Genomic DNA, 15,930 nt, shown 5'->3' with positions numbered 1-15,930 from the left:
CCCCCTGGGCCTCGCCGCGCGCGCCGCACGCCTGCGCCACCGGCTCCGGCGCGACCTGCGCCGCGTCGCGCTGCGGCTCAGGCGTCTCCGGGGGGCGTGAGTCCAGCCCGCACGGGGCGGAGGGCGGCACGCCGCCAACCGCACGCCTCCGGCGCCGGAGCCGGAAGGTCAGGATCCGGCAGCCGGGCGGCACGGGCCGCGATCCGGAGGCGGGGACGCCGTCGGCGCCTTCCCCGCACGCAGCCGCGCGTCCCGCACCGTGCCCTGCGGATCCCGGTGACCGGCATCCGCGCGCCGTATGCCTGCCGGACGCGCCGCGTCGATCCGGAAATCCGCCGCGTCGCGAAGATCAATCGAGATCTTCTGGGTAAAAATTCATCCGTCCGAGAGTGGATCCACGCAAAACCGACGTGTTAGACCGCCTTTCGATTCCAATCGGGGGCGATCGCTGATGTTTCTTCTCAGAAACATGAGGTTGTCGGTGAAGATGTCGACGCCGATCTCGATCATGATGCTGGTCAGCGCGGTACTGGTTTATTATTCGATATCTGCCTTCGACCTGATGGAGCAGAGAAACGATTATCTGGTCGATTATTATTTCGTTCGGCTGGAAAAATTTGCGCAGGTCCGGGAGAGGTTTCTCAACGCCGCGCTCATGAACCGCAACATCATCATCGGCCAGCCGGAGAGTGATCTCCCCCTCTATCGCAGTCGCTACGACGAATCCGTGAAGGCGGTGGCCGACGGCATCGAGACGCTGGCTGCGGGCTCGCGGCGACAGGAGGTCCAGGACATCCAGCGCACCATCGGCAAGATGGCCCGGGACTACTTCGATCGGCTCGACCGCTCCAACGACCTCGCCCTCCGGAACGATCGGCCCGCGGCGATCCAGGTCGGCCTCGTCGAAGCGCGCGACATCCGGGTCCGGTTCGACAGGGCGGCCCAGGAATACGAGGCGCTGGCGGCGGCCCGTCTCGGCGAGGCGAAGGCCGCGACCCGGCGGGAGACCGGGCAGGCCCGGATGGTGCTGATCGGCTCCGCCCTGGCGGGCCTGCTCGCCGCCCTGGGCCTGTCGGTAGCGATCGTGGTGCTCGGCGTTACGCGCCCCCTCCACCGCCTCGTCGCCGTGCTGCAGCGCATGGCGCGGGGCGATACCGAGGCCACGATCGCGGAGGCGCAGCGGGGCGACGAGATCGGGATGGTCGGCCGGGCGGTGGAGGCGATCCGGTCCATGGTGGCCCGCACCGCCGCCGCGGAAGCCGCGCGCAAGCACCGCGCGGAGGCCGAAGCCGCCCGGGTGCGCAAGGACGCCATGATGGACCTGGCCCGGACCTTCGAGGAGGCGGTGGCCAAGATCGTGGACCGCGTCTCGACCTCGGCGAACGAACTCGAGGGCACCGCCCACCAGATGACCGATACCGCCCGGGAGACGGCCAGCCAGTCCGGCGCGGTGGCGTCGGCCGCGGAGGCGGCCGCCGTCGACATCAACGCCGTCGCGGCCTCGACCGAGCGGCTCGGCAGCGCCATCCGGGCGATCGGCCGCCAGGCGAGCGGCTCGTCCGACCTCGCCCAGCAGGCGGTCGGCGAGGCCGACCAGACCGCCGGCCTCGTCTCGGACCTGCAGGCCGCGGCCTCAGAGATCGGCGACGTGGTGCGGCTGATCTCGTCCATAGCCGGTCAGACCCACCTGCTGGCGCTGAACGCCGCCATCGAGGCGGCCCGCGCCGGCGAGGCCGGCCGCGGCTTCGCCGTGGTGGCGGGGGAGGTGAAGGACCTCGCCGAGAAGACCGCCCGGGCGACCGACGGGATCGCCGCGCAGATCGGCCGGATCCAGGGCGTGACCGGCGCCGCGGTCGGCGCGATCGGCACGATCGGCGCGCGGATCCGTGCGATCAACGGGGTCGCGGTCGCGATCGCGTCGGCCGTGGAGGATCAGGGCGCGGCGACGCAGGAGATCGTGCGCACCATCGCGCAGGCGAACCGGGGCGCCACGGAGGTGACCGGGACCATCGCCGGGGTGGCCGAGGCCTCGGAGCGGACCGGGGTGGCGGCCGATCACGTGCTCACGGCCGCCACCGCCCTGTCGCGCCAGTCCGAGCGGCTCTCCGCGGAGGTGGGCCGCTTCCTGGTCGGCGTTCGCGCCGCCTGAGAACCGGCCCCACCCCCGCGTGGGGCTCGCGAAGCCGGACGACCGGGCTCAGCCCAGCCGGACCCGCCAGATCTCCGCGGCATATTCGCGCATCGCCCGGTCGGAGGAGAACCACGCCATGCGGGCGGTGTTGCGGATCGCCTTCGCCCACCAGCCGCGCGGGTCGCGCCACGCGGCGTCGATGGCGCGCTGCACCCGCCAGTAATCGTCGAAGTCGGCGGTGAGCAGGTACTGGTCGCGCCGGCGCAGGTCGTCGGTGAGCGGCCGGAACCGGCCGGGCTCCTCCGGCGAGAACCGTCCCGAGGCGATCATGTCGAGGGCGGCGGCCAGCCGCGGCGAGGCCTGGATCGCCCGAGCCGCGTAGTCCGGCTCGGCCTGCCGGGCGCGGACGCCGTCGGCCTCCAGGCCGAAGATGAAGATGTTGTCCGCCCCGACATGGTCGCGGATCTCGATGTTGGCGCCGTCGAGGGTGCCCACCGTGAGCGCGCCGTTGAGGGCGAACTTCATGTTGCCGGTGCCCGACGCCTCCATGCCGGCGGTGGAGATCTGCTCCGACAGGTCGGCGGCCGGGATGATCGATTCGGCGAGGCTCACCGAATAGTTCGGGAGGAACACCACCTTCAGCCGGTCCGCGACCTCGGGATCGTCGTTCACCGCCTTGGCGACGTCGCAGGCGAGCTTGATGATCAGCTTGGCCTGGACGTAGCTCGGCGCCGCCTTGCCGGCGAAGATCTTCACCCGGGGCGTCCAGTCCCGGTGCGGCTCGGCCTTGATCGCCTGATAGAGCGCCACGGTCTCGATCACGTTGAGGAGCTGGCGCTTGTACTCGTGGATGCGCTTGACCTGGACGTCGAACAGCGCGGCTGGATCGACGTCGATGCCGGTGCGCTCGGCGATGATCGCCGCCAGGGCCGCCTTGCGCTCCCGGCGCACGGACGCGTAGCGCGTCACGAAGGCCGGATCCTCGGCATGGGCCTCCAGGCCCCGGAGCAGCTCGGGATCGTCGAGCACGCCCGCGCCCACCGTCTCGACGGCGAGCCGGGTGAGGCCCGGATTGGCGTTGTGGAACCAGCGGCGGAAGGTGATGCCGTTGGTCTTGTTGACGATCTTGTCCGGATCCAGCGCGTGCAGGTCGGAGAAGACCGTGGAGCGCATCAGGTCGGTGTGCAGCGCCGAGACGCCGTTGACCCGGCGCGCGCCGTGGAAGGCGAGGTGCCCCATCCGCACCCGGCGGCCGTTCGACTCGTCGATCAGCGAGATCGAGGCGAGGTAGGCGGCGGAATCCGCCGGCCCCTGCCGGCCGTGCTTGGCCTGCTCCTCCAGGTGCATCCAGTTGATCAGGTAGATGATCTGCATGTGGCGCGGCAGCAGCCGCTCCATCAGCGCCACCGGCCAGGTCTCCAGGGCCTCGGGCAGGAGGGTGTGGTTGGTGTAGTGCAGCGTGTTGGTGGTGACGTGCCACGCATCCTCCCAGGACAGGCCGTACCCGTCGAGGAGGAGGCGCATCAGCTCCGGCACCGCGATGGCCGGGTGCGTGTCGTTGAGCTGGATCGCGGCGTGGTCCGGCAGGGACCGGACGTCGCCGCGCTCGGCCACGTGCCGGGCGACGAGATCCTGGATCGACGCCGCCGTGAAGAAGTATTCCTGGCGCAGGCGCAGCTCCTGCCCCTCGGCCGAGGAATCGCTCGGATAGAGCACGCGGGAGATCGCCTCGGCGCGCATCCGCGCCGCCACCGCGCCGACATGGTCGCCGCCGTTGAATCGGGCCAGGTCCACGGGTTCGCCGGCCTCGGCCTTCCACAGGCGCAGGGCGTTGACGTGGCGCCCCCGCCAGCCGACCACCGGCACGTCGTGGGCCACCGCCCGCACGGTCTCGGCCGGCTGCCAGTGCCGGCGGATCACCCCCGCCTCCGCGGAGGACATGGTGACGGTCCCGCCGAAGCCGATGGCGTAGGTCGCCTCGGGCCGGGCGAATTCCCAGGGGTTGCCCTCGGCGAGCCACGTCTCCGGCGCCTCGCGCTGCCAGCCGTCCTCGAAGGACTGGCGGAACAGGCCGTGGTCGTAGCGGATCCCGTAGCCCATGGCCGGGATGCCGATGCTGGCCATGCTCTCCATGAAGCAGGCGGCGAGCCGCCCGAGGCCGCCATTGCCCAGGGCCGCGTCGGGCTCGGCCTCCTGCACGGCGTCGAGGTCGACCCCGAGTTCCCGCAGGGCGGCGCGGGTGGTCTCGGTCAGGCCGAGGTTGTTCATCGCGTCCGACATCAGCCGGCCGATCAGGAATTCCAGCGACAGGTAGTAGACGCGCTTGTTCGGGACGCTGCGCTCGGACGCCATGCAGGCCGCCACGATCCGCTCGCGCAGGGCCAGCGCGGTCGCGGCGAACCAGTCGCGCGGGCGGGCGGTCTCGGGCGTGCGGCCCAGCGCGAAGGTGAGCTTGGCGCGGATCGATTCCCGCAGGTCCACCACGGCGTCGCCGCTTCCGGACAACGCCGGGGCGGTCCAGGGGGCCGTGGCCGGAGCCTCGGGAGCGCGCTCGTCGCGCGCGACATCTTGTGGCACTGGCCGGGTCAGAACATCGTTCAACACGTGCGGGTCCCCCAAAGTCGTCGCCCCGGATTCTAGCGCCGGGGGTATCGTGGGCGGATTATCTCTTTTGATGGATTGCCGCCGCATGAACGGACGGGCGATCCGTGCCCCGAAGCATCCGAGGGTGCGGCCGGTGTCTGGCGAAGTCGTGGCAGCGCCGCTCCGGCGGACCACATGGGCACATCGGCTGAGATATGGCGCGGGAACGTGACATTCCAGGCACACCCGTGCGCGGCTCCGCTGCACTGCGCGCATCCGCCGCCGGTCGCCAGCGCGCCGCTCTGCGGTTATCCCGGGCCGTAAACGCGAGGGGCGCAGCATGACCGACACCGTCTGGTGGAAGCGCGGGACCGTCTACCAAGTCTATCCCCGCTCCTTTCAGGACACGAACGGCGACGGGGTCGGCGACCTTCCGGGCATCACGGCGCGCCTCGACTACCTCGCCTGGCTCGGGGTCGATGCCGTGTGGATCTCGCCGGTCTATCCCTCGCCGATGGCGGATTTCGGCTACGACGTGGCCGATTACTGCGGGATCGATCCGCTGTTCGGCACGCTGGCCGACTTCGACGCCCTGATCGCCGAGGCCCACCGGCGCCGGCTGAAGGTGATCCTCGACTTCGTGCCCAACCATTCCTCGATCGCGCATCCGTGGTTCACGGAGAGCCGGTCGTCGCGCACGAGCCCGAAGCGGGACTGGTACATCTGGCGCGATCCCGCCCCCGACGGCGGGCCGCCCAACAATTGGCTGTCGAATTTCGGCGGCCCGGCGTGGACGCGCGACGAGACCACCGGCCAGTACTATTACCACGCGTTCCTGAAGGAGCAGCCGGACCTGAACTGGCGCAACCCCGCCGTGCGGGACGCCATGCACGACGTGCTCCGCTTCTGGCTGGAGCGCGGGGTCGACGGGTTCCGGGTCGACGTGATCTGGCACCTGATGAAGGATGGGGGGTTCCGCGACAACCCGGCCAATCCCGACTACGCGCCGGGCTCGCCCGAGATCAACCGCTTCACCCAGGTCTACTCCGCCGACCGGCCGGAGATCTTCGACGTGATCGCCGGGATGCGGGCGGTGCTGCGCCCGTACGGCGAGCGGGTGCTGATCGGCGAGATCTACCTGCCGGTGGAGCGGCTGGTCGCCTATTACGGACCGGACCTCACCGGGGCCGACCTGCCGTTCAATTTCCAGCTGATCCAGACCCCGTGGCGGGCGGATGCGGTGGCCGAGCTCGTGGCCGATTACGAGGCGGYCCTGCCCGAGGGCGGCTGGCCGAACTGGGTGCTGGGCAACCACGACCAGCCGCGCATCGCCGCCCGGGTCGGCGCCGATCAGGCCCGCATCGCCGCGATGCTGCTCCTGACCCTGCGGGGGACCCCGACCCTCTATTACGGCGACGAGATCGGCCTCGGCCACGTGCCGATCCCGCCGGGGCGCGCCCGCGATCCCTGGGAGCACAGCGAGCCCGGCCACGGCCGCGACCCGGAGCGCACGCCGATGCAGTGGGACGAGAGCCCCCAGGCCGGCTTCTCCACGGCCGAGCCGTGGCTGCCGCTGGCGCAGGACTGGGCGACCTGCAACGTCGAGGGCCAGCGCTCGGACCCGGCCTCGATGCTCACCCTGCACCGGCGGCTGCTCGCCCTGCGCCGCGACCACGCGGCCCTCGCGGTCGGCGGCTACCGGGCGGTGCCGCTCGGGATCGCGGAGGTGTTCGCCTACGAGCGGTTCGCCGACGAGGCCGTCCTGCGCGTGGTCCTGAACTTCGGTGCGGCTCCGCAGGATCTGCCGCTTCCCGAGGGCGGCTGGACCGTGCTGCTCTCGACCCGCGCTGGGCGGGCGGGCGAGACGGCCGGCCGCGCCCTGGCGCTGGGACCCGCCGAGGGGGTGATCCTGCGCCGCGCTTGGTGAGCGGGACCGCGTCGGCGCGTCCGCGCGGGGCATTCGGATCGGGGGCCGATCGCAGCCTCGATCCCGTCCCGGCCGGGCGGCGTGATCCGGCCTCCGGCTGCATCGCGCGGTCGCTTGCAAGCCGCCATCGTCACGCGCGCAGGGACGCGGGCGCCGACTCCATCGGCCGGGTTCGGGCGCCCGGACCCGATTCGGGCGGCGCGCTGCCGCAGCGGCACGATCCGCTCCCCGGCCTGTCCCCTGAACTTCCAGGCGGCGTGATCCCGGTGCGAAATGGCGTCGGGTCGGCCGAAAACCGCCGGGCCGACGCGAATTTTTGCTGCAATGCCACATAGGTAAGTGAAGCTTAATTCTCACGGTGGCCTATTTTGTGCGTCGCAGCGGAACCGTCGCGGCGGAGGAGTATTAGCCGTGGTTGAGATCGTGACAGCCGTGCCTGCCCGATCGTCTGCCAGACCGGGGCATTCCGCCCGGCCAGGATCCATGCCGATGCTCGATACGTGCCGTGGTGGTTCCTTCGCCGCGTGGTCATCCGGCGAAGGAGACGGCGCCCGCACGATCCACCAGCCGGCCCGCCCCGCCTCGCTGCGCCGCCGCATCCTCTACGCCACGCCGGAGATGGCCGATTTCGTGAAGACCGGCGGTCTCGGCGAGGTCTCGGCCGCCCTGCCGCGGGCGCTCGTGCCCCATTACGACATCCGCGTCCTGATTCCCGGATACCGGCAGGTCCGCGCGGCCTTCCCCGAGATCCCGGTCATAGGCCGCCTGGAGGGCTTCGCGGGGGTCCCGGCCTGCGACCTCGGCCTCGTCGAGGCCGTCGACGGGCTGCGGATCTACGTCCTGCTGAGCCCCGACCTCTACGAGCGCGACGGCACGCCCTACGGCGACCAGCACGGCGATTTCGGTGACAACGACCTGCGCTTCGCCCGCCTCAGCCTCGCGGCGGCCGAACTCGCCGCGGGCGCCGACCCCGACTGGTCGGCCGACCTCCTGCACCTCAACGACTGGCAGGCGGCCCTGGCCCCGGCCTACCTTGCCTGGCGCGGCCGGCGGGTGCCCAGCGTGCTGACGATCCACAACCTCGCCTACCAGGGCCTGTTCCCCCGGGACGCCCTGCCCCGGCTCGGGGTGCCGGACTCGGCCTTCCAGATGGATGGCGCGGAGTTCTACGGGCAGCTCTCCTTCCTCAAGGCCGGCATCTTCTACGCCTCGCAGGTCACCACGGTGAGCGAGACCTACGCCCGGGAGATCCAGACCCCCGAGCTGGGCTGCGGCCTCGACGGGCTGCTGCGCACCCGCGCCGGCCAGGGCCGGCTCGCCGGCATCCTCAACGGCATCGACGAGACCTGGGACCCGAGCACCGATCCGCACCTCGCCACCCGCTTCGAGATCGACGACTGGAAGGGCAAGCGCGCCAACGCCGAGGCGGTGCGCCGGCAGTTCGGCCTCGCGGTCTCCCGCGGGCCGCTCTTCGCCATCGTGTCGCGCCTCGTCCACCAGAAGGGCATCGACCTCAGCCTGCAGGCCGCCGAGGCGATCGTGGCCGGGGGCGGCCAGCTCGTGGTGATCGGCCAGGGCGAGGGCCGGTTCGAGCAGGCGCTCCGGGGCCTCGCCAAGCGCCATCCCGACGCGGTCGGTGTGCATGTCGGCTTCGAGGAGGCGCAGGCCCGGCGGATGTTCGCGGGCAGCGACTTCCTGCTGATGCCCTCGCGCTTCGAGCCCTGCGGCCTCGCCCAGATGTACGCGCAGCGCTTCGGCTCCCTGCCGATCGTGCGGCGGACCGGGGGCCTCGCCGACACGGTCGAGGACGGGGTGACGGGCTTCACCTTCGGGGAGGCCTCGGCCGCGTCCTTCGGGGCGGCGGTTCGCAGGGCGCTGGAGGCCTTCGGCCAGACGAAGCGCCTCAACGCCATGCGGCGGCGGGCCATGGCGGCCCGCTTCGGCTGGGACCAGGCGGCCGACAACTATGCCGGGCTCTACGGCCGGGCGATCGGCAACAGCACGGCGCTGCGCTGGCGGGCGGCGTAGGGCTCGGCAGGCAGGACGCATTTCCTGTGCGGCGCCGATCGAATCGGTGGACCGGTCCCGGCGGCTCTGCATCGTCGGGCCATGCTGACGTGGTCGACCGAATCGCTGCACCCGCGCGACCGCTTCGTGCAGTGGCGCGAGGAGCGCGCCCGGCAGCTCTTCGGCGTCAGTATCGAACTCGAGCCCCAGAAACGCCTGCGCTTCCAGGGGGCGTATACCCTCCTTCGCCTGGGCGACACAGCGATCGCTGAGCTGACAGCCTCGGCCTACCGGGTCAGCCGCACGCCTTCCGACATCGCCCGCACCCCAAGCGACGCCTTCTGCATCTGCCAGCAGGTTGCGGGCGGTGGCCTGCTCAAGGCCGGCGGCCGCGAGATGCCGGTCGCGGCCGGTGCCATCATGATGGGTCAGCTGGATCTGTCCTACGAGAGCGTCCCGGCGCCGCAGGATTCGTTTGCCTGCCGGATCGTGCGGCTGCCCGCGTCGCGGATCACGCAGCTCGTCCGGGGAGGTGACGCACACCCGTTCCGGCTGCTCGAGAATGGAGCCGGGTTGTCGGCGCTCTTCGCCGCGTACCTGGAGTCCTTCGTCGTCCAGGCCCCGCACCTGACCGGATCCGTCGCGGAGGCCGCCATCGACACCCTCCTCCACCTCGCCCTGCTCGCCCGGGGCGCCGGCGAGCCGCGGGCCGACTCCGCGCGGGCGGCCATCCGGGCAGGATTGCTCGACCGAGCCCATGCGCTGATCGAGCGCCGGTTGCACGAGCCCGGACTGTCGCCGGCGCAGGTTGCGGCGGCGCTCGGCATCTCGATCCGGCAGCTGCACATCCTGTTCGAGCCGACCGGCACGAGCTTCGGCCGCCATCTGCGGATGCGACGGGTCGCCCGCGCCCGCCGCATCCTGGAGGCCGCGCCCCGGACGAGTGTGACCGAGGCCGCGTATGCGAGCGGCTTCGACAGTCTCTCGACCTTCTTCCGGAGCTTCCGGGCCGCCTATGGCTGCGCGCCGGGGGATGTGCGGCCATGAGTTGGGAGCGCGCAGGACAACCGGCTCGGGGACAGGCGGCGGTGCCATGTCGGCCCGGCCGGCCGGGCCGAGGCCTCCGAACGGGTGATCAGCGGCTCCGCCACCGGGCCTTCCGCGAGCAGGCCTCCTGCTCCTCCGGATGCCGTTTCTCCCAGGCGGTGATCGAGAGCGTCTCGTCGCTCGACATCTTGTTGTTCATGCAGGAGCAGTAGACGGCGAGCGTGTCGGCGCTCTGCCCCTCGTCGGCATTGTCGGCGATGCAGCGCTTGATCCAAGCGACGTCGTCGGCATTCGCCGACGCGATGGTCGGTACCGCCAGCAGCAGCGTGCAGGCGAGGGTAGGAATCGCAAGTTTCATGAAGGTCCTCCGCCGGATCGGCAGAGGGCTTATCGGCGAACCGGCGCGCGCCCTCGTCTCAAGGCGCGCAGGTCCTGTCCCGATGCGCGCAGATCGGTGCGGTCACGGCGACGGAATCGGTCGGCGCCGGCGAGCCCGCAGGGCTGCTTCACAGACGGTTCCGCGAAACACCCTCCCCCGCAGAGGGGGGAGGGAACCTCGGCTCAGCCCTCCAGCAGGAAGATCATCGTGGCGAGCGGCGGCAGGGTGAGCGACAGGCTCTGCCCCTGGCCATGGCTCGCCTCCGCGTCGGTGTGGCGCCCGCCCTGGTTGCCCAGGTTCGCGCCGCCGTAGACGCCGGCATCCGAGTTGAACGCCTCCCGGTAGAAGCCCGCCTGCGGCACGCCGATCCGGTAGCCCTCGCGCGGCACCGGCGTGAAGTTCGACACCACGATGGCGACCTCGCCGGGCTTGGCGCCCTTGCGCGCCCAGGCGATGACGCTGTTGTCCTGATCGTCCGCCACCAGCCACTGGAAGCCGGTATGCTCCGCGTCGCGGCTGTAGAGGGCCGGGGTCGACACGTAGAGCCGGTTCAGGTCGCGGATCACGCTCTGGACGCCCTTGTGCAGGGGATCGTCCAGGAGGTGCCAGTCCAGGCTGTTGTCGTGGTTCCACTCCCGCTCCTGGCCGAACTCGCCGCCCATGAACAGCAGCTTCTTGCCGGGATGCCCCCACATGAAGCCGTAATAGGCCCTGAGATTCGCGAATTTCTGCCAGCGGTCGCCCGGCATCTTGCCGAGCAGCGAGCCCTTCCCGTGCACGACCTCGTCGTGGGAGAGCGGCAGGATGAAATTCTCCGAGAAGGCGTAGAGCAGCCCGAAGGTCAGGTTGTGGTGGTGGTAGCGGCGATGGATCGGATCTTCCTGCATGAAATGCAGGGTGTCGTGCATCCAGCCCATGTTCCACTTGAAGCCGAAGCCCAGGCCGCCCGTATAGGTCGGGTGCGAGACGCCCGGCCACGAGGTCGATTCCTCCGCCACCGTGATCGTCCCCGGGGCGTGGCTGTAGGTCGCCTCGTTGGTCCTGCGCAGGAAGTCGATGGCGTCGAGGTTCTCGTTGCCGCCGTAGCGGTTCGGGATCCACTCGCCCTGGCGGCGGGAATAGTCGAGGTAGAGCATCGACGCGACGGCATCCACGCGCAGGCCGTCGAGGTGGTAGTGCTCCAGCCAGAACCGGGCGTTGGCGGCCAGGAACGTCGCGACCTCGGTCCGCCCGAAATTGTAGATATAGGTGCCCCAATCCTGGTGGAAGCCCTGGCGCGGGTCGGCATGCTCGTAGAGATGCGTCCCGTCGAACTGGCCGAGCCCGTGGGCGTCCAGGGGGAAGTGCCCCGGCACCCAGTCGAGCAGCACGCCGATGCCGGCCTCGTGGGCGGCGTCCACGAAGGCGGCGAACTCCTCCGGCGTGCCGAAGCGGCTCGTCGGCGCGAACAGCGAGACCGGCTGATAGCCCCAGGACCCGTCGAACGGGAACTCGGTGATCGGCAGCATCTCGATATGGGTGAAGCCCAGATCCTTGACGTAGGGGATCAGCCGCTCGGCGAGTTCCCGGTAGGTCAGGAAGCGGTTGCCCTCCTCGGGCACCCGCGCCCAGGAGCCGAGATGGACCTCGTAGACCGAGATCGCCGCGTGGCGCGGGTCCTTCGCGCCCCGGGTGCCCATCCAGCCGGCATCGTGCCAGTCGAACTCGCCCGATCCGTGGGTGACCGAGGCGGTCTCCGGCGGGTGCTGGGCCGCGAAGGCGACCGGGTCGGCCTTGAGGGGGATCAGGGACCCGTCCGGGCCGCGGATCTCGAACTTGTAGCGGACGCCGGCCTTGAGGCCGGGCACGAACAGCTCCCAGATGCCGCCGTCCTGCCAGAGGCGCATCGGATGGCGCCGCCCGTCCCAGTCGTTGAAGTCGCCGACGACGCTGACCTTGCGGGCATTCGGAGCCCAGACCGCGAAGCGGAAGCCGTCGATGCCGTCGAGCTGCCCCGACTGGGCGCCGAGCATCCGGTAGACGAGGTTGGTGCCGACCTCGCGCAGGGTCGCGACGTCGTACTGCTCGATCGAGGAGCCGAAGCCGTAGGGGTCGTAGCGGCGGCGCTTCGTCCCGTCCCAGGCCTCGACCTCGATCTCGTAGAGCGGCCGGTGTTCCCCCTCGACCCGGGCGACGTAGAACCCGTCCGGATGGCGTTTCTCGAAGGGCACGGTGCGGCCGTCCATCACCAGGGCGGCGGTCCGCGCCTCGGGCAGAACGGCGCGGACCTCCCAGGCCTGGGGACCGACCCGGTGGGGGCCGAGCACCGAGAACGGATCGCCGTGATTGGCGGCCATCAGCGCGGCGATCGCGTCCGGGTGGACGCTCGGCGCCGCCGGGGCGGTGCCGGAGCCCGGGACATCCGCGGTCCGCGCCGTCGCCGATTCCGGGTCGACCCGCGTTGCGAAGGTCTCGTCGATCGCCGTCATTCCGATGCTCCGGGCTCGTGTCCGTCCGTGTCCAGAATGGTGAGAACCCCACGGGCGGGGATTTCGATCCAGTCCGGCCGGTTGTTGGCCTCGTAGTCGACCTCGTACAGGGCCTTGGTCAGCAGGCAGAGGCGCAGCAGCCGAGCCCGCGAATCCGGGTCAGTCACCGCGGCGCGCGAGCCCGCGACCGCGGACTCGTAGCCGGCGAGGAACGCCGCCTCGATCATGCCGCGCCACGCCGTGGCGGCGTCCCGCGCCCGCCCCTCGGAATCGGCGAACCGGGCGGTGATCTCCCGGATCACCGTCTCGGCGCCGTACGCGAAGGAGCGCATCAGCCCGGCCACGTCCCGCAGCGGCATCGACTTGGCCCGGCGCTCATCGGCCGGACGCGAGGGCTCGCCCTCGAAGTCGACGATGATCAGGTCGTTCTCGGCGACCAGCACCTGTCCCAGGTGGTAGTCGCCGTGGATGCGCGTCCTGTGGGCGCCCCGGACCGGCTCGGCGGTGAGCGCGGCGATCAGGGCCTCGACCTCGCTCCGGCGCTGGCCGAGTTCCGCGCAGGCCGGCTTGCCGGCGTCGAGGCCCCGGTCGGCCAAGCCCTTGAGCGCCCGGAAGGCGCGCTCGGCCTGATGGCGGGCGTCGCGCGCCAGCACCGCGAGATCGTCCCCGGTGAACGGCTCGGCCGTGAAGGCCGGATCGTCGGTCTCGATGGCCAGCGCCGCGTGCAGCTCGGCGGTGCGCCGCCCGATAAGGTCCGCCCAGGGCCGGTGGGCCTGGAACGCCTCCTCGGGGCTGGCGGCCTCGCTCTCGGGGGTGAGCACGACGGTCTCGAAGTCCCGGCGCAGGCCCTCCAGCATCAGCGTCCAGGCGTCGCCCTGGTTCACGACGAATCTTTGAAGGACCGCGAGGGCCGTCCGGGTCCCGTCCTCGGCGACGTGTTCCAGCGTGCCGAGCAGCGCGGGGGTGTTGGAGAAGCCCGCCTGCTCGGTGAGGAAGCGCCCGACCTCGATCTCGGGATGAAGCCCCGGCTGCAGGCGGCGCAGCAGCTTGAGCATCATCTTCGAGCCGATGGCGATCGAGGTGTTGCTCTGCTCCGCCGAGAGCCGCCGGATATCGGCCACGTCGACCGTGACCTCCGGGTCGAAGGCCGAGGTGACGGCGAAGACGAGGCGGCCGCTCTCCGTGGGGATCTCCCGGCCCTGGCGCATGTCGTCGATCAGGCAGGCGGCGAAGTCGTTGGAGCCCGCCGCCCCGTAGAGCAGCCCGGTCCGCGGGCCGCGGCGGACCCGCGCCACCGCGAAGGGCATCAGCGTCTCGTCCTCGCGGCCCTCCTCGACGCCGACCGGCATGAAGTACTCGTGGCTCTCGCCGCTGGCGAGCTGCACCTGCAGCCGCGGCAGCAGGAAGCGCGCGCTCCCGTCGACATCCGTCAGGGCGGCGCAGTCGATGACCTTCGTGGCCTTGATCCGCGAGCCCTTGGCGCCGAACCAGCGCCGGCTGGTCAGGAACGGCGGCACCACCGTGCGCTCGAAGGCGACGCGCTCGCGGCCCGACATCAGGCTCTCGATGCCGCCGGTGAGCACCAGGGTGAACAGCTCCGGCGGCTCCTGCTGCGGGCCGACCACCCCGGAGCGCGCGGCGCTCAAGCTGAACCAGTAGAAGCCGTAGGACGGCAGGGTCAGCAGGTAGGGCAGATCGCCGATCGGCGGGAATTCGGTGCCGCCGGTGAGTTCGATCGGTACCGCGGTCCGCAGCTCCGACAGGTCGAGCTGCACCGCCTGGGGCGCGCGCGAGAGGTTCGCCACGCACAGGATCCGCTCGTCCTCGTGCTCGCGGATCCAGGCCAGGACCTTGCGGTTGCTGGGATAGAGGAACTGGATCGTGCCGCGCCCCAGCGCGACGCTGTTGTTGCGGATCGCGATCATGCGCCGCGTCCAGTTCAGCAGGCTCGTCTGGGCCTGGGTCTGCGCCTCGACGTTGATCGCGTCGAAGCCGTAGATCGGGTCCTGGATCGCCGGCAGGAACAGCCGCTGCGGGTTCGCCCGGGAGAAGCCGCCGTTGCGGTCAGGGCTCCACTGCATCGGCGTGCGCACGCCGTCGCGGTCGCCGAGGTAGATGTTGTCGCCCATGCCGATCTCGTCGCCGTAATAGAGCACCGGCGTGCCGGGCATCGACAGGACGAGGGACTTCATCAATTCGATCTTGCGCCGGTCGTTCTCCAGCAGCGGCGCGAGGCGGCGGCGGATGCCGAGGTTGATCCGGGCGCGCCGCTCGGCGGCGTAGAACGACCAGAGATAGTCACGCTCCTCGGCGGTGACCATTTCGAGGGTCAGCTCGTCGTGGTTGCGCAGGAAGATCGCCCATTGGCAGCCCTCGGGGATCTCCGGGGTCTGGCGCATGATGTCGGTGATCGGGTGCCGGTCCTCCCGGGCGATCGCCATGTACATCCGCGGCATCAGCGGGAAGTGGAACGCCATGTGGCACTCGTCGCCGTCGCCGAAATACTGCGCGGTCTCCTCCGGCCACTGGTTGGCCTCGGCGAGCAGCATCCGGTCGGGGTAGCTGACATCCAGCGCCGCCCGGATCTTCTTGATCACGTCGTGCGTCTCGGCGAGGTTCTCGCAATTCGTGCCGTCGCGCTCGATCAGGTAGGGGATCGCGTCGAGCCGCAGCCCGTCGACGCCCATGTCGAGCCAGTAGCGCATGGTCGCGATGACCGCTTCCAGCACCTTCGGGTTGTCGAAGTTCAGGTCCGGCTGGTGGCTGTAGAACCGGTGCCAGAAATACTGCTTGGCGACCGGGTCCCAGGTCCAGTTCGACGCCTCGGTGTCGAGGAAGATGATCCGCGTGTCCCGGTACGGCTCGTCGGTGTCCGACCAGACGTAGAAGTCGCGCTCGGGCGAGCCGGGGGGCGCCTCCCGGGCGGCCTGGAACCAGGGGTGCTGGTCCGAGGTGTGGTTGATCACAAGCTCGGTGATCACCCGCAGGCCGCGCTCGTGCGCCGCCGCCACGAAGGCCTTGAAGTCCTCCATGGTCCCGTAGGACGGGTTGATGCCCTCGTAATCGGCGATGTCGTAGCCGTCGTCGCGCAGCGGCGAGGGGTAGAACGGCATCAGCCAGATCGCCGTGACGCCGAGGTCGCGGACGTAGTCGAGGCGCTGGGTCAGCCCCTCGAAATCGCCGATCCCGTCGTTGTTCGCGTCGAAGAACGACTTGACGTGAATCTGGTAGATGATGGCGTCACGGTACCATTGCGGGTCGCTGCGATCGATCATCGCGTCGCTGCCTCATCGGTCGAATCTGACGGGACCGGCGGCGGGAGCCGGCCGGGAGCGGGCGGACGACCGCCGCGCGGGTGCAATGGTCGGTGACGGGGAGGCCCGCCGCC

At 70.7% G+C, this 15,930-nt stretch carries 8 protein-coding genes; 4 read left to right on the top strand and 4 right to left on the bottom strand.

Annotated features, from left to right (window positions below; genetic code table 11):
- Window positions 1-451: 451 nt before the first annotated feature.
- On the top strand, window positions 452-2,149 hold the full coding sequence (locus AC1DXK_RS08940; protein ID WP_457106690.1) for a methyl-accepting chemotaxis protein: 1,698 nt from the start codon (window positions 452-454) through the stop codon (window positions 2,147-2,149).
- Window positions 2,150-2,197: 48 nt separating this feature from the next.
- Here the strand turns inward: AC1DXK_RS08940 and AC1DXK_RS08935 are convergent, their stop codons facing one another.
- Window positions 2,198-4,735 (bottom strand): glycogen/starch/alpha-glucan phosphorylase, encoded by a 2,538-nt coding sequence (locus AC1DXK_RS08935; RefSeq protein WP_457106689.1) that lies wholly within the window; start codon window positions 4,733-4,735, stop codon window positions 2,198-2,200.
- Between the two features lie 319 nt (window positions 4,736-5,054).
- On the opposite strand from AC1DXK_RS08935, the gene AC1DXK_RS08930 reads away from it, so the two are divergent.
- The 3 genes from AC1DXK_RS08930 to AC1DXK_RS08920 all read left to right on the top strand — a co-directional run bounded on the left by AC1DXK_RS08930 (window position 5,055) and on the right by AC1DXK_RS08920 (window position 9,695).
- Window positions 5,055-6,641 (top strand): alpha-amylase family glycosyl hydrolase, encoded by a 1,587-nt coding sequence (locus tag AC1DXK_RS08930; RefSeq protein WP_477297481.1) that lies wholly within the window; start codon window positions 5,055-5,057, stop codon window positions 6,639-6,641.
- 489 nt (window positions 6,642-7,130) lie between these two features.
- On the top strand, window positions 7,131-8,669 hold the full coding sequence (gene glgA / locus AC1DXK_RS08925; protein ID WP_457106687.1) for a glycogen synthase GlgA: 1,539 nt from the start codon (window positions 7,131-7,133) through the stop codon (window positions 8,667-8,669).
- A gap of 81 nt (window positions 8,670-8,750) precedes the next feature.
- Entirely contained in the window at window positions 8,751-9,695 is a 945-nt protein-coding gene (locus AC1DXK_RS08920) for a helix-turn-helix domain-containing protein (protein ID WP_457106686.1), read from the top strand.
- Between the two features lie 88 nt (window positions 9,696-9,783).
- On the opposite strand, the gene AC1DXK_RS08915 is transcribed toward AC1DXK_RS08920, so the two are convergent.
- The 3 genes from AC1DXK_RS08915 to treS all read right to left on the bottom strand — a co-directional run bounded on the left by AC1DXK_RS08915 (window position 9,784) and on the right by treS (window position 15,817).
- Window positions 9,784-10,053: a hypothetical protein gene (locus AC1DXK_RS08915; protein ID WP_457106685.1), complete on the bottom strand. Its 270-nt coding sequence runs from the start codon at window positions 10,051-10,053 to the stop codon at window positions 9,784-9,786.
- A 203-nt stretch (window positions 10,054-10,256) separates the two neighbouring features.
- Entirely contained in the window at window positions 10,257-12,542 is a 2,286-nt protein-coding gene (glgB, locus tag AC1DXK_RS08910; RefSeq protein ID WP_457106684.1) for a 1,4-alpha-glucan branching protein GlgB, read from the bottom strand.
- Complete coding sequence (gene treS, locus AC1DXK_RS08905) at window positions 12,539-15,817, bottom strand: maltose alpha-D-glucosyltransferase (protein WP_457106683.1); 3,279 nt, start codon at window positions 15,815-15,817, stop codon at window positions 12,539-12,541. Before treS ends, glgB begins: the two co-directional genes overlap by 4 nt.
- Between the last annotated feature and the right edge of the window lie 113 nt (window positions 15,818-15,930).

The organism is Methylobacterium sp. P3_A11, from assembly GCF_056403155.1.
Note: the sequence above shows the minus strand (reverse complement) of the source record. Positions and strands in the feature narration are given on the sequence as shown.

Coding starts and splice junctions, on each gene's coding strand:
- AC1DXK_RS08940 (WP_457106690.1), top strand. CDS start 452: ATGTTTCTTCTCAGAAACATGAGGTTGTCGGTGAAGATGTCGACGCCG.
- treS (WP_457106683.1), bottom strand. CDS start 15,817: ATGATCGATCGCAGCGACCCGCAATGGTACCGTGACGCCATCATCTAC.
- glgB (WP_457106684.1), bottom strand. CDS start 12,542: ATGACGGCGATCGACGAGACCTTCGCAACGCGGGTCGACCCGGAATCG.
- AC1DXK_RS08920 (WP_457106686.1), top strand. CDS start 8,751: ATGCTGACGTGGTCGACCGAATCGCTGCACCCGCGCGACCGCTTCGTG.
- AC1DXK_RS08915 (WP_457106685.1), bottom strand. CDS start 10,053: ATGAAACTTGCGATTCCTACCCTCGCCTGCACGCTGCTGCTGGCGGTA.
- glgA (WP_457106687.1), top strand. CDS start 7,131: ATGCTCGATACGTGCCGTGGTGGTTCCTTCGCCGCGTGGTCATCCGGC.